Raw genomic sequence first — 14,711 nt, 5'->3', positions numbered from 1 at the left:
AACGCTGACTTACTGTTGCTCATTCATCGCACCAAGTAAAGACAACACCTCTACACTTTCGTGTTTTTTACAACAAAACAGCATTCATTTTAGTTAAATCCTAAAGCTGGCTACGGGAGAGCCTGCGAATGGCTGGGACAATTGAATCGTCAGCGGGGAATATGAGGGCAGCGCACAAAGCCACGGGGCTCCTCGAACACTATACTGCTGCGCATCAAGAATTGTAATCTTTCGCTCAAAACATTCGGGAGGGACGAGCTTCGTCTGCGGCGTGTGGGTGCTTTGGTTCGGTGCAGAGGCTCGGCCGACGGCAGCGTAGAACGCAGCAGGCGTAGAGGCCATCCCTCCCAAACAACCAGCACATACGCCAAAGCCACCCTCACCTCATCTACGAATGACTTCTCCCCATAAGCGTCAAATGAGCGTCAATAAGCGGTTCCCGCGCTGCGGCTCTGGGCACTGCGCTAAGGCTCTGTTTTTTTCTACCGCTTATGGTCTGCGTAAAAGCCCTTCGTCTCACGCGGTAAACTGCTGATTGAACGCTTATCCACTCTGACGTGACAATGAAACCTCGAGTCAGACATGAAACTTAAAAGAGTAGTCAGAAGCTAGAAGGCAGTAGTTAGGATCTGAATATCAGTGTTTTATGAAGAATCTTCGATTCGCCAAATGGCTTCGCCCTTCGGTTGCACCCAAGGGCATAATAAGTGTCGCTGCGCTCGGTAGGCGACAGCGAATACGTTCGTAAGAGTATCATCACCAAGGACTAACTTCTGACTCCTGAATCTAGGATGAATCGTAGCGCTCTCTGCCCCGAAATAGAAGTCCTCCAGAACCGTAGCCACAAAAAAGGCCTCGGATCAATGATCCGAGGCCTTTGAAAATTGAAGCGTCAGTCAGCTTAAGCGCGGCGACGACGAAGCATTACGAATGTCAAACCAGTGAGCCCAGCGAGCAGTGCGTAAGTGCCAGGTTCTGGAATGACGGAGATCGCGATTCCTAAATCGCCTCCGCCAAAGTCGTAAACATAATCTGTGGAAAACGTCTGCCCTGCTTCCAAACCCAGAACATTCACGATGCCAAAAGTTCCATTCAGTGAACCGTAGTCAATCAATTCATAGGTTCCCAATTCACTTCCTGCAGTCAGATCCGTTAAATCCAGATTCAATGCATCACCAGCACCGCCACCAAGTTGAGCTTCCCCATCGACTTGAAAGAGCGTCACCTCACCCAAGCTGTTTGCAGCGAAGGTTATTATTTCGTTTTCGCTGGCTCTATTCCAGTCGAAGGTCGTGACCCTAGCCGTCGCGCCAGACTCGATAATTAGGGTTGGGTTATTTCCACCAAAAACGTTACCATATGTTCCTGTCGTGTTACCCCCATTGGTCAAATCAAGTGTGCCGCCAGTTGCAACAGTGAATGTTTGCCCATTTGGACGTAGGCTAGTGCCATCTTCATTGGCGATCACGGACTGGCCCGATGTAATTGTAAACGAGGTATCTGCAGTAACCCATGCGCCACCTCCACCGTCTTTTTCCCCCGCATTAAGGATGACCGAATCCCCATCGGTGGGGGCAGTAGTGGCAGTAACACCACCATTAAGCCAATTATCGGCGACACTCCAACTCGCAGTCGTATCACCGGGATTATTCCATGTGAACGTGTCCGCTTGCGCGGAAGAAGCGAAAAGGCCTGCGGCGACAAGCAGAGAAAATTGTGTGATAGTGTGCTTTTCCATGATAAGGGGGTAAGTGATTGTGAAAATAGTCTGTTTTTCGGTTTTTCTAGTTAGTGTCCACGATAGCTCACATCCAGCTATCGTGAATATCGCAATATATTTTGGTGGGGAGAGAATTGGATAACCTCAGGTTAATCCAAGAAAAGTCGCGGGACGCGGTGTAACGCGAGGCCAAAGCTGGCACAACAGCGCCGAGGGGATTGATCTGATCTATCAAGGGTAAGGGGTATTAGACTGAATCGAGGGATTGTTAACAGCAGTTAAGGGAACTATGGTAAAACACATCAACCTATGCCGATTTATCCTAAAAAGTAAAGCGAGCAGCCCATGTATTCCGCATTCTCTTTTTTTCAAAAATATAAAATCCACCTCAGGCGAGTTCGATTCCCCATGCATTCGACACCAACAAGCAATCACTAGCTACTGCGCTCAGGCGACAAAGCAACGCACACTCTGTCCACTAGCCACAGGTTCGCATAAAGTGCACTCACAAAGATCCGCACACTTCACCTAAACGCAACAATGGGACCTAGAGCTACCCTGCCGACATTGTTGAAGTCCGCCAGAGATCACTCCACAAAAAAGGCCTCGGATCAATGATCCGAGGCCTTGGAAAATTGAAGCGTCAGTCAGCTTACGCGCGGCGACGGCCCTTCGACAGGCTCAGGATCTACGACGACGAAGCATCACGAAGGCCAGACCAGTGAGGCCAGCGAGCAGTGCGTAAGTGCCGGGCTCCGGAATGACCGTGAAGACAATATCACCACTACCCGCTAGGTCCTGAGTCAAGGTATAACCAACCCCCTCAGTGCCGAAGCCATTCACTGTGATATTACCACTGTCAAAACCTGTAAGCGTAGCCGCATCTACGAGGGTGAAGGCGGCGCCGACAGTCGCGTTGTAGCTACCAACATTGATCGTCATGGTTGAAGTCGTGCCTGCGCCAAAGGATCCAGCAGTTGTAAACGAACCGATGCCTGCTGCATCAAAATTGAACGTTAATGTAGAGTTGCCTTCAAAATCAATCGAACCCGCTGAAACAGCCGCGGTCGACCCCGTCAGGATGACATCGCCAAGTGTATTCACCTCGTAAAGTTCGGTAAGCGTCACATTGCCACCAGACATGGTGTGTGAAGAGCGTGTTGTCGCTGTAAGACTGCTAGCAACGACAAAAGTTCTACCGGACAGAGTGCCGCCAGTCTGAACAACGTGCCCTCCTCCATTGCCGCCATTCGCTGCTAGGCGTCCTTGGTCAAAGTTGGAAATGGTCACTCCGGTCTGAAGTGTCAGTGTTGCTTCATTTCTGAAATTGAAATCCGATGCCGTCGTAAAGGCAAAGGATGCTGTCGGGGTATTGTTGTCACCCGCTGTATTAAAGATTACACTATCTTCCACACCCTGGCTGCCCGGAGTGACTCCGCCCCAATTGGCAGTATCATTCCAATCGTCCGTAGTGCCACCGCCAGTCCAATTAATACTAGCAGCATGGCCAGCTTGAGTGAACGCGAGCAGGGCGGTTGCCGTTGCGATAAATTTGATCTGTTTTTTCATAGAGGGATGTAACTTTCGTTGAGTGCACTAGTTCGGGAAATCAGCAGAAGGAAACTCAACGGACCGCCAACTACTGATAGTATTAACAGCACGCATACTACCGAATTCTAGTGGGCTCGAATACCCCAATATATTGGGGGGTAGTTAAGAAAAATGGCTTAATAAATCGAACCCAAGCCAACTGCCGAGTTTAGAATAAGCGTCAAATGAGCGAGAATAAGCGGTTCTGGGCACGATTCTAAGGCTCAGTTTTTTTCTACCACTGATGGCTGCTTATCCACTCTGACGTGACAATGAAATCTCGAGTCAGGCATGAACCTTAAAAAAGTAGTTAGAAGCTAGAAGGCAGTAGTTAGGAGCTAAATATCAGTGTTTTATGAAGAATCTTCGATTCGCCAAATCGGCGACAGCGAATACGTTCGTAAGAGTTTCATCACCAAGGACTAACTTCTGACTTCTAACTCCTGAATCTAGGATGAATCGTAGCGCTCTCTGCCTCCGAGATTGAAGTCCTCCAGATCCGTAGCCACAAAAAAGGCCTCGGATCAATGATCCGAGGCCTTTGAAAATTGAAGCGTCAGTCAGCTTAAGCGCGGCGACGGCCCTTCGACAGGCTCAGGATCTACCACGACGAGCCATAACAAAGGCAAGGCCAGTGAGGCCAGGGAGCAGTGCGTAAGTGCCGGGCTCGGGAATAGCAGTGGTGAATGCAAAATCAAGGTCACGAAAACGATTACCATTCGCGGTAGCAGTCACTGTAAGCACATCAACTGGGCCAGAGAATCCGGAATCCCCATCACCCGTCATGAAAATAGACTCAGCGGCTGTTGTTCCAAAGTAATAAGTGGTGTTATCCGTGCCATATTTAGAGATCGCAGAAAAACCGTCAAATGTGGCCGCCCAACCATCGCCCTCACCTTGATCAAAAAAGATATTCTCAATACTTAACTGGAAGGACTGATTATTGTCGATATCACCGCCAGGGCCAAAGTGTTGCAGAGGAGTGGGAACGGGATTAGTAGTCGCATCATAGACACTATCCCAGTCTGCGCTGAGATCGTAAGCAGTTCCAAGCGTCACATCAGGACTCGTATAAGAGGATCCCGTAAAGCCCTTGAGGCGCAAATCGAAAGTCAGAGTGTCATCTACAGTCCCTCCATCCAAATCGCCAGTTCGAGTCAAAGAAAAGACACTTACTCACTCATTCGCGCGCCAAGATCCTCACACGCAGCGGTAACTACGACGAAGGCAAAGTGATGATCGCACAGACACGCCAGCAACTCGGCACACAGATCAATGAGACCGACGACCTCGCACTGCTCATCCTCGAAGCCAAGATCGCCCGCGCCGAAGACGATAACGAGACAGCCATCACCGCACTCGATCAAATCATTAAGCGTGATGCCCTCAACGGCGAAGCCATCATCGACCTAGGCCGTATCTACGCAGCCCAAGGCGATCTCGCCAAAGCAATCAACCGCTTTGAGCAGGCCGAAAAGATAGCTGAGTTCGAGCGCAAAGCACTTATTGCCCACGCACAGGCACTCGTCGCCAACACAGAATATCAGGCAGCGTTGCCACTGCTACGCCGCGCACTTTACATGCAGCCAGACGAGAACATCGAAGACTACCTGAAACGAGTCGAACGTGCCGCTCGTAACAAAGCGTAGACAACACCGCGACATTTAGCTTTAGACAAGGCCGCCCGATACTAGGGCGGCCTTTTTTGAGTTTAACGAAACTGCAGGGGGCAATGATACTGAACCACTGCATGGTCTGTGCGAGTGAGCAGATCCCCCGTGTCCTCTTCTACGTGCTGCCCTACCTGATGTCGCAGCGAACACTTTGATATCAACTGTCCGAACGGCATCATTCAGATCATTTATACTGGCGCGCATCATGACATGTGAAAAGCGTAGTCAAGTGCCTAGCCTGACATAAGCTCCTCCCAATGTAGGTGTTCAACCGACACGTTCGTTGGAACCACCCCTCCTAGCGGGTGACCACCTAATGGAAGCCACCTACGACTGAAGTAAGATTGTGTTTTTTCGACAATCAGACCGCCCTATCGAGAATCACAATACTTGATACGCAGCGGTATAATACGGGAACATCTAAAAAGATGAGTTGGAACCGCGACGTAGGTCAGCCGACATTCAGGACTTAGAAGCAAGGAGTCAGAAATTAATCTTTGGTTGTGCAGCGCGCTAAAGTTCGCACAGCACGCAGAGAGCAGACGCGGAGTATCCACACTCCCCATCTCCTCTGCGCACTGCGGTTATTTTCATACCAATACTGGTCAGTATTTGGTATTAAAAGTCGACTGCAGCCTGCAGGCCGAAGGTGCGTGGGTTCGTATATTGCGCACCGTTGCTCTTCGCAACATAGCTCACCTCGTCAAACACGTTCTTAACGATCACTTTGAGAGATAACTTCGGGGCTTCCTGACTCTTGCCCATTTTGCAACTCCAGCCCGCAAAGAGACTCGTCTCAAAATGGTCATCTAACCAAAGCTCCGCATTACCGCCGTCCAGGAGCTCATATGTATCGTAAAGGGCTTTATCGATATACTTCATACTACCACCGAAATAGCCCCCCTTGAGAAGCCCATCCTTGAAGCTATATCTCCCGGTGAATGTGACAGTATGCGGTGCCGTGCCGTTTTGTGTATTCCCTTCTTTATAGTCAAGCGGATGATCCTTAATTTCGGTATCCAAATAGGCATATCCTAGCGACAGTGAAACCGCTGAAATCGGGTTATAAAAGACCATCAACTCGACGCCTTGTGACTGCACGTCAATCCCAGATAGACGATTACCGACAAATTGTGTGCTACCGTCTGTTTGATCGTATAAGTCATCATTGGTTCCATCATTTGGATACAGGCCTTGAAGCTCGCTGGTATTCAAAGAATTGATGTCATTCTCTTTTTTGATGCTGAAGCCGACCAATTCGCCATTCAGCTTCCCGTCAAGCAATTCAAATTTGAATCCGACCTCATAACCTTTGCCCTTTTCAGGGTCCAAGATCTCACCTTCTGGGTTACGATCAAATCCTGTGGGCGATTGAACCGAGGTCGAATAATTCGCAAAAACCGCGACATTCTCATGAAACCAGAACAGTGCACCGATCGAAGGGCTCCACTCAGTATAGGTATCATCTGTTTTAACCTTTCCATTTTCATAGCCCTTGATCGCGGTCCGGTCATTCTCTGACGAAACATCAATCATATCCACACGCACGCCTAACAGTGTATGCAAGCGCCCATCGGTATAGGTGCCTTGATTCGCAAACCATAGAGCATGCGTTTCAATCTGTGCTGTATCCTTATTCGTTTCGACCCACTTCGAGTCCCCCGAATAGTTTCCTGTGTCAACGCCATCAAAGCGATAGTTCAAAATGGGGGTCTTGTCACTGTTACTATAGATGCCATCCGCACCAGGCGTCGCATACGTATAATATGGGTCTTTTTTCTTTTTACCGACATCGCGATAGTCGAAGTCATATGAGAACAAGAACTGCTGCTTACTCTCTGCAATATCTTTATGCCATGAGAAGGTCGTCCTAGTAGAGTAGGTGTCTTCAAAAGCCTCGTTCTTTACCCACCTCGCACCCACATGCGCTCCCGATATCGCTTCCTCAACACTTCCGTTTCCACCTAAGTATTTCGCGTCACTAATCGGATTTGGTTCGCCGTCACGCCCCAGACCTTTATAAGGATAGGAACGATCTGGATCATAGCTCTTGTTCGTGGCCAATTTAACCGTGCCCAAATTAATTGTTTCAGAATCGGTATCCTCACTATCGATTGCGAAAGCAAACTTAAGATTTAAGTTCTCGGTGAATGAGTGCATCATTTCTCCCAATGCAAAAAATCCTTCACTGTCCCGATACTCATCGTCTCCTTCGAAATCACCAATATCATCGGGGTCAAAATCAATACTTTTGTAGAGATTTTTTATATCCTGCTTTGACTCAAAGAAATCAAGCACTGGCTTTGAGTTAGGAGTTCCATTAGCTCTAAGATCCGTTGTCTCTAACGTTCCGTCGTTGAAGTTAATCATATCCTGCACCATACTATTGGGCAAATAATCAACCAAATCGTCATCAAACGGAAGATTTCGAAACGGGCCAGTCGTGCCATATTCAGAAGTTCCATCTTTATACCAATTTGCGATCGGTGTGCGATCCGCCTTGGCTCCTTCTAGGTGTAAGCGGAACTGAGTGTTCTCTGTAGCTCGGTAACTCGTTTCTACAGTCATACCTTGAAAGGTGCGGTCTGCCTCATCTTGGACAAGGTCCTTATAGGAGTATACCCCCATCACCCGAGTCGCCACTTTTTCGTTAATGACTTGGTTGTAGTCAAACTCACCACGATAGGAACCGTCATCTTCAATCGTAGTGGAGACGCGTCCCTTATTCTTACCAAACTCAGCACGTTTAGCGATGTAATTGACCTTACCGCCTGGGTCAGACTGACCATAAATCAAACTGTTTGAGCCGCGAATGATCTCAGAACGAGCCACATTGTAATTATCTTGATCCAAAACACGCGGCATGAACTCAAAGGTCTGAGAGTTCGATTTGAATCCACGGAAGCGCAACACACGGTTATTGAATCCGTCGTTCGCATCGGTTTGAACACCTGCCAATACACTCGCAAGATCATCAATCGTATTCAATCCGAAGTCATTGATGAGCTCTTCATTAATGACACCAATAGTCAGAGGCGTATTTTTAATCAGTTCACTGGTGCGAGTCCCCGCAAGTGAGTGCGCAGAATAATAACCTTGGTCCTTCTCGGCTGACACCACGAACTCAGGCAGGACATAAACTTCTTCACCGTCTTCATCCTCAAATTCGCCTTCATCCGTATCGGCGCTCGCATCTGTAGCATCCTCATCCTCCTCGGGCAGCACAAAGCCCTCAGGAAGCACCATGGCATTTTCTCCTTCTCCAGAATAAGCGTCTGCAGGATCATCTGCATCTGGTAGCACAAATCCAGCCGGAACTGCGACATCGTCTGCAACGGGCGGACCTGAATCTGCCGCGGCTTGAGCACATAGCCAAGGGCTACAAGCGAGCATGAAAGTCGTAATATAAAAACGATATGTAATGTTGGGGTATTTACTCATATTGCATATTAAACTACAGGACATAGAGCATATGTAATATACAAGATTGCGTATTAATTAGGCGTAATTTGATCACCATCCTAAACAAGTATAAGGAAAATACCTCACAAAGCAGTCATCTTTCAATTTAATTTCCCTGCAGCAAGGTATCGATGGCGCAAACAGACATAATATATCCGCAATCATAACTATCGACACGCGGCATATCGGGTTACAATGAGGATTAATAACCACTCCAATAACTCATGCAATTACCCTCCCGAACTTCATACCTCGCTACCAGCATGGCAATCATCAGTGCAATTAGCACCCCCACCATCACAACAGCCAGTCAGCAGCCAAATGTGATCCTGATTACAGTCGATGACCTTAATGATTGGATTGGTCCACTCGCTGGCACCGACCCCGTGAAACAGCAGTGCAAAACGCCTAACATCGACAGCTTTTGTGACGCAGGCACGATCGTATTTCGCAATGCAGTTTGCGCGGCACCAGTCTGCGGCCCGTCTCGATCATCCTTCTTATCCGGGTATATGCCCAACAAAATAGGCGTGTATGGCAACGGCGCAAACATGCGCGATGCCGAACTGGTGCAAAACAACCCAACACTCCCGGAGTATTTACGCCTGAACGGCTACTACACACTCTCAACAGGAAAGGTGTTCCACGGACACGAATCAACCGATGGGGATGACCTAGGGCACTGGGCCTTTGATACTTACAAGCACATCAACCTGTTTGACACTGCCGACGACGACCAAGAGACAGTCAGTAAGGAGAACAAATTCAACGGAACCTACGACCCCAATGAACTTTACGCCGACTATGCCATTACCAAAGGCTTATCATGGGGTCCCACATCGAATCCGGACATAACACGCACCAAGGACTATCAAAAAGCCGCATGGGCAGAAGATCAACTCGGCACGGTGGGTAATGGCGCCTTGCAAGAGCCCTTTTTCATGGCAGTCGGTCTCTATAAACCACACTTCCCGTGGTTCGCGCCACAGCACTATTTCGACCTCTACGACGAATACGACTCCGTGCCCGGCAATGGCGACCTCGCGAACCTGCAAACGCCCAACGTGCTTGCGACTGACCTGGATGACATCAACAAACCAAACGGCTCCAATTTATTCAAATCCATGAAAGACTACGACTGGATCGTAGCCAACGATGCCGCTCACAATACCATCAAAGAGGCCACACGCGCATACATGGCATGCGTCTCACAATCCGACGATGCACTCGGCGTCATTTTCGATGCACTCCTAAATAGCGACTACGCGGACAATACCATCATCATCGTCACGGGCGACCACGGTTGGCACCTAGGCGAGAAGCTACAATATCATAAAAACACCCTCTGGGCCGAATCCGTGTTAACTCCTCTCATTATTAGCACACCTGCCACCCGCGCAGTCGACACACCAACGCTCGAATACTGCGATAATCCCGTCAGCCTCATTGACCTCTATCCGACTTTGATCGAGCTCTGCAATTTGCCCGCCAAACCGGACCTCGACGGCTCAAGCTATGCGAGCATGCTAACCAGCCCATCCACAGATACCAGCAGTGTCGCGGTGACAGTTTCAACTAATGGGGCTTCCGTTTTATCCAAGGATTGGCATTACATCGAAGATCGAGCCAAGACCGACGGCGCGCCCGGCGCCTTACTTAGCAGAGAACTATACGATCGCACTGCCGACCCTCACGAGCACACGAACTTAATCACGGTCGATCCCACGGAAGACGGTGACTACGCAAGCGTCACGGCGACACTCTCCGCGCACGCACCTCAGACCTTTGCCGCCGACGTCACCATAGACCATGGGGATGGGGATGGCGACCTAGACCCCACGATCAAGCCTGAACGCCTCGCAATGGACAGCGACAACGATGGCCTAACCGACCTGATGGAGCAATTCCTCGGCACCAACGGCGCCCTGCCCAACAGCCAGGACCCAAGCAGCAGCGCCTACCCACAGATTTCAATAAAATCGAATGGCAAGCTCGCCTATCACTATGGCGTCTCCTCGGCGATCAACAGTTACACCTTCACACACGGCATCCTAGTCAAAGATGACCTGACAGACGACAGCTGGACACCACTCGACACCACAGTCAGCAGCGAGTTCCCATCGTCCTACGAATACGAATTTGACTCCGAAGACCCGCAAAAATTCGTCAAGCTAAGCATCACGGCATCTGAATAAAACATCTCAATCACCTGGCCTCCAGCAGTGATATCAATCAACTGCTGGAGGCCGCCACACCAGTTATACTGGCGACATCTATACTACAATCTGTAGCGAAGAATATACCGAGTTTCAGTTTTCAGCGTTTCCTTGGCTTGAATGTCTCAGACAAAGTCCCCGATAAGAACACCCATTTTTAGATGTCCCCGTATAATATGTGCCTATATTGGACACCAGCACATGCCGACCCCGACCGTGCGAAGTCAATATACGATACTCAACGGACGGTCTTGAGTTAATCAAGCAGTGGTTATCGAACGCCGTCCGCAGACATCAATTCCTTCAGCTGAAGATCCATCAACTCAGCCTTCTCAGGGTTTTGATCGATGATATTATTCAACTCACTGGGGTCGCTATCCAAGCGATATAATTCCGCATCTTTCCCAGGCTTGTTCCTCCACGCCTTTGTCGGAGCGATATATTTCCAGTCGCCTAAACGTAAAGCACGACTCGTCCGACCAGCCTCTTCGATCATATACGGCAGACCGATGGCATCTTCACCGAGGAACGCGGCTAATGTATCACGGCTATCAGCCGCATCCGTTACCGCTAATTCGATGTCCAACAGGTCCGCAAACGATGCGATGAAATCGATCTGATTCACTAAGGCGTTCGATACGCCCGGTTGAATACGTGCTGGCCAGCGAATAATAAAAGGCACGCGGGTGCCACCTTCGTAGATCTGATATTTACCGCCGCGATAGTGCGCAGAGCCGTCGTGACCGCGATCGACCTCCTCGGTCGATGTTTTGACAGTGGTGCCATCCGCATAGCCATCGTCATACACGGGGCCATTGTCACTGGAAAAAATAACAATCGTATTTTCAGTCAGTCCATGCGCCTCAAGTGCATCTAGAATTTCGCCAGTGGACCAGTCAAACTGCACCATCGCATCACCACGGTAGCCCAACTCTGTCGCCCCCTGAAAACGCGGATGCGGCGCGCGCGGCACGTGCACATCCTGCGACGCAAAATAGAGAAAGAATGGCTTGTCCTTATTGGCTGCGATGTAGGCCTTCGCCTGCTTCACAAACTCGTCGGCCATCGTTTCGTCATCCCATAACGCAGACTTCCCACCAGCCATGAAGCCGATACGGCCGATGCCATTGATCACACTGTTATTATGTCCGTGCGAACTCTTGTAATAAGTCATCGCTTCTGGATTCGCCACAGCATCTGGATACGGCGTGCTACCATGACGATCAACATCAGCCTTCGTCTTTCCGACATACAAAGGATCGGCAGGATCCAGATTCACCACGCGGTGGCCATCGAGATAAACACAAGGCACGCGATCATTGGTGGATGGCAGCAGGAATGACGAATCAAATCCGATTTCCATTGGCCCAGGCTTTACATCCCCATTCCAATCCGTGGACACCCCCGCTTCGCCAATACCCAAATGCCATTTACCAACCACACCTGTGGTGTATCCGGCGTCCTTGAATAGCTTGGGCAGTGTCAAGATATCGGTCGAAATACTGAGCGGTGCATTGGGTGGCAAAATACTGACACCATCACGAAAGCCATGCACGCCCGTCAGGAGTGAATAACGTGATGGCGTGCATGTCGCGGCCGCGCAGTGACCATCCGTAAAATTCAAGCCGCCTGCTGCCAATCGATCAATATTAGGCGTTGGAATCATAGTCGAACCATTCACACCGATGTCACCGAAACCGACATCATCGCCATAAATAATCACCACATTCGGCTGAGAAGACGACGCCTTTTCAGCAACGACGGCGATTCCAGTTGAGAGAAATGACGCAGCAATCAAGCAACCGACAGAAAGAGAACAGCATTTATTAGACTTCATGTATTAGAGAACTCGGGGACAATGAACAGAAAGATGACCTTTTCAAAAAAAGGTCGGACGTTATAGCGAACGTCCGACCTTGGAAAGCAGTATTAAGCGAGCGGCCTACCAGAAGACTGCGTAGAGTGCGATGGTAGCGAGCACCACACCGATACCAACGATCTTCGCGCCCTTGGAAGACTCCAATTCGATTTGATCGTTCACTGGCAACACCACTGGATTCTTCATTGGTTTGATCAACGTGAGTAATGCACCCGCGATCATTACAATAAAGAAGCAGATAGCCATACGGTCTAAGAATGCGATTTGATCGGCATACCACCAGCCCTTGGAGACGACCCAATCACCGAGGAACAACTTGAACGAACCATAAGAAACAACGTTCAGGCCGATGCCAACCGCACCGAAGTAGCGAGGTGTGCGTGGTGAGAAGAAGCCAAAGATGAAGACGGCCAAGATACCAGGAGAGATGAACCCTTGGAACTCTTGGATGTATGCGAAGATACTCTCGAAGTTATCGAGCTTTGGAGCAACGAGTGCGGCAAGTAAAACGAAGAGCACCACAAACCCACGACCAACTTTAACCAGTTTTGCTGGATTCTTTTCACCCGAAAATTTCGAGTATAAATCCATTGTCGCAATCGTCGAAGCAGAGTTAAGCATGGATGCCAGTGAGCTGATCACCGCGCCGCAGAGAGCTGCGAGCACGAACCAGGAAATCAACGGGATCGGCTTGATTAGGTTACGCACGAGAACTGGGAATGCGGAGTCATAATCATATGCCTTCAGAGTCGATAGACTCATGCCGCCATCCACTCCGGATTGCGCGAGCTCGTTGATACGATTCGCTAGCTCATCGCCTCCAACCCCCACGGCCAGCGTTGCATCCGCACCGACTGCCGTGATGTTCTGTGCCAAGGCACGTCCAGCAAGCTCTGGCTGTAGTCCGACAACGGCGGCCTCGACAGAAACAACCGTGTTTGAATTCGCCACTTCGGCTGCTTGAACCATCGCGATGTTCTTATTGGCAGCAGAGGTATGGAGGTCGCCGCTAAAGAGATTGAAAGCGAGAATCCCCGGAATCACCACCAAGAATGGAATCAGCAACTTCAGAGTCGCCGCAAAAACAATACCTTTCTGACCTTCGGCCAGCGACTTCGAACCCAAAGTGCGTTGCACGATATATTGATTCAGCCCCCAGTAAAAGAAATTAGGAATCCAAAGACCGATCAGCAATGCAGTCCATGGAATGTCCGTGTCTTCTTTCGGGCGCACCATGTGCACCTTACCGCCAGAACCATTCGGCCCGTTCATGGCAACGGCTTCGCCGTCGACACCATCATTCAATAACATGAATCGTTCCCACGGGCTCGCCACTTCGAGTTGCTCAACCGTCGCATCTGAATTCGCAACCTTGGTGAGGAAGAGCTCTTCGGCTGACTTGTCTGCCAACACATTAAACGCGAGGAACATCACGATCGCACCACCAACAATCAGAGCCGCGCCCCAGATCAAGTCAGTCCACGCACAGGCTTTTAGACCACCGACGAATACATAAACCGCCGCAAAAATCGCGATCATCCAGCAGACTGCGGTCAGATTATTGAGGATCGGCACATCATTGTAATATTCGGAAACGAACTTACCGCCGGAGAAAATGACCGAAGAGGTTGTAACAAATACCAAGGTTACAATCGCAGGAATCGCCATGGCGAGACGTGCGACACCGTCGAAACGATACTGCAAAAATTCAGGAATCGTATAGAGACCTGCTTTGAGGAATTTCGGCAAGAACCAGAACGCCACAAAGATCAGAGTGACAGCCGCCATCCACTCGTAAGAGGCGATCGCCATGCCGAGCCAATTGGCTGAAGAGCCTGACATGCCGACAAATTGCTCGGTCGAGATATTAGCAGCGATCAATGAGAAACCGACGAGCCACCACGTGAGGCCACGGCCAGCGAGGAAATAATCGGAAGCGCCCTGCTCTCCCGAAGTGTCTTCGTCTCGACTCTTCCAAATGCCAAGACCGATAACGCCAACAACGGCGATGATGAATAATGAGACTTCAAGTATGTTCATGAGATAGGTGTTAAGATACCATTGGGGTGTGATAAGGATTTCGGCGTGCTCTAATTATCCGAAAGATTTGTAGAAGTTAGGCAGTATATCTATGGGACCCTCGCGCTGATACACGCATTTACGGAAAAAGC

Annotated in this window: 8 protein-coding genes; 2 read left to right on the top strand and 6 right to left on the bottom strand. The window is 49.6% G+C overall.

Going from position 1 to position 14,711, the window contains the following annotated elements:
- Positions 1–901 precede the first annotated feature (901 nt).
- The 3 genes from GZZ87_RS17755 to GZZ87_RS17745 all read right to left on the bottom strand — a co-directional run bounded on the left by GZZ87_RS17755 (position 902) and on the right by GZZ87_RS17745 (position 4,471).
- Positions 902–1,738 (bottom strand): PEP-CTERM sorting domain-containing protein, encoded by an 837-nt coding sequence (locus GZZ87_RS17755; protein ID WP_162024832.1) that lies wholly within the window; start codon positions 1,736–1,738, stop codon positions 902–904.
- Between the two features lie 663 nt (positions 1,739–2,401).
- Entirely contained in the window at positions 2,402–3,289 is an 888-nt protein-coding gene (locus GZZ87_RS17750; protein WP_162024833.1) for a PEP-CTERM sorting domain-containing protein, read from the bottom strand.
- A gap of 615 nt (positions 3,290–3,904) precedes the next feature.
- Positions 3,905–4,471, bottom strand: a complete 567-nt coding sequence (locus GZZ87_RS17745) for a PEP-CTERM sorting domain-containing protein (protein ID WP_162024834.1) — start codon at positions 4,469–4,471, stop codon at positions 3,905–3,907.
- A gap of 74 nt (positions 4,472–4,545) precedes the next feature.
- Here GZZ87_RS17745 and GZZ87_RS17740 point away from each other — a divergent pair, with 74 nt between their 5' ends.
- A complete protein-coding gene (locus GZZ87_RS17740) occupies positions 4,546–4,959 on the top strand; it encodes a tetratricopeptide repeat protein (RefSeq protein ID WP_162024835.1) in 414 nt (137 codons plus the stop codon).
- A 642-nt stretch (positions 4,960–5,601) separates the two neighbouring features.
- On the opposite strand, the gene GZZ87_RS17735 is transcribed toward GZZ87_RS17740, so the two are convergent.
- On the bottom strand, positions 5,602–8,424 hold the full coding sequence (locus tag GZZ87_RS17735) for a TonB-dependent receptor (RefSeq protein ID WP_162024836.1): 2,823 nt from the start codon (positions 8,422–8,424) through the stop codon (positions 5,602–5,604).
- A 245-nt stretch (positions 8,425–8,669) separates the two neighbouring features.
- On the opposite strand from GZZ87_RS17735, the gene GZZ87_RS17730 reads away from it, so the two are divergent.
- A complete protein-coding gene (locus tag GZZ87_RS17730; RefSeq protein ID WP_162024837.1) occupies positions 8,670–10,640 on the top strand; it encodes a sulfatase in 1,971 nt (656 codons plus the stop codon).
- Positions 10,641–10,932: 292 nt separating this feature from the next.
- Here GZZ87_RS17730 and GZZ87_RS17725 read toward each other — a convergent pair whose 3' ends face one another.
- The gene (locus GZZ87_RS17725; protein WP_162024838.1) at positions 10,933–12,498 is read right to left on the bottom strand and encodes a sulfatase-like hydrolase/transferase; all 1,566 of its coding nucleotides are present in this window, start codon (positions 12,496–12,498) and stop codon (positions 10,933–10,935) included.
- Positions 12,499–12,603: 105 nt separating this feature from the next.
- A complete protein-coding gene (locus GZZ87_RS19815) occupies positions 12,604–14,580 on the bottom strand; it encodes a sodium/solute symporter (RefSeq protein WP_244648063.1) in 1,977 nt (658 codons plus the stop codon).
- Positions 14,581–14,711 lie beyond the last annotated feature (131 nt).

Origin of the sequence: Lentimonas sp. CC4, from assembly GCF_902728235.1 — a bacterium.
Taxonomy (GTDB): Bacteria; Verrucomicrobiota; Verrucomicrobiia; order Opitutales; family Coraliomargaritaceae; genus Lentimonas.
Note: the sequence above shows the minus strand (reverse complement) of the source record. Positions and strands in the feature narration are given on the sequence as shown.

Coding starts and splice junctions, on each gene's coding strand:
- GZZ87_RS17755 (WP_162024832.1), bottom strand. CDS start 1,738: ATGGAAAAGCACACTATCACACAATTTTCTCTGCTTGTCGCCGCAGGC.
- GZZ87_RS17735 (WP_162024836.1), bottom strand. CDS start 8,424: ATGAGTAAATACCCCAACATTACATATCGTTTTTATATTACGACTTTC.
- GZZ87_RS19815 (WP_244648063.1), bottom strand. CDS start 14,580: ATGAACATACTTGAAGTCTCATTATTCATCATCGCCGTTGTTGGCGTT.
- GZZ87_RS17750 (WP_162024833.1), bottom strand. CDS start 3,289: ATGAAAAAACAGATCAAATTTATCGCAACGGCAACCGCCCTGCTCGCG.
- GZZ87_RS17730 (WP_162024837.1), top strand. CDS start 8,670: ATGCAATTACCCTCCCGAACTTCATACCTCGCTACCAGCATGGCAATC.
- GZZ87_RS17725 (WP_162024838.1), bottom strand. CDS start 12,498: ATGAAGTCTAATAAATGCTGTTCTCTTTCTGTCGGTTGCTTGATTGCT.
- GZZ87_RS17740 (WP_162024835.1), top strand. CDS start 4,546: ATGATCGCACAGACACGCCAGCAACTCGGCACACAGATCAATGAGACC.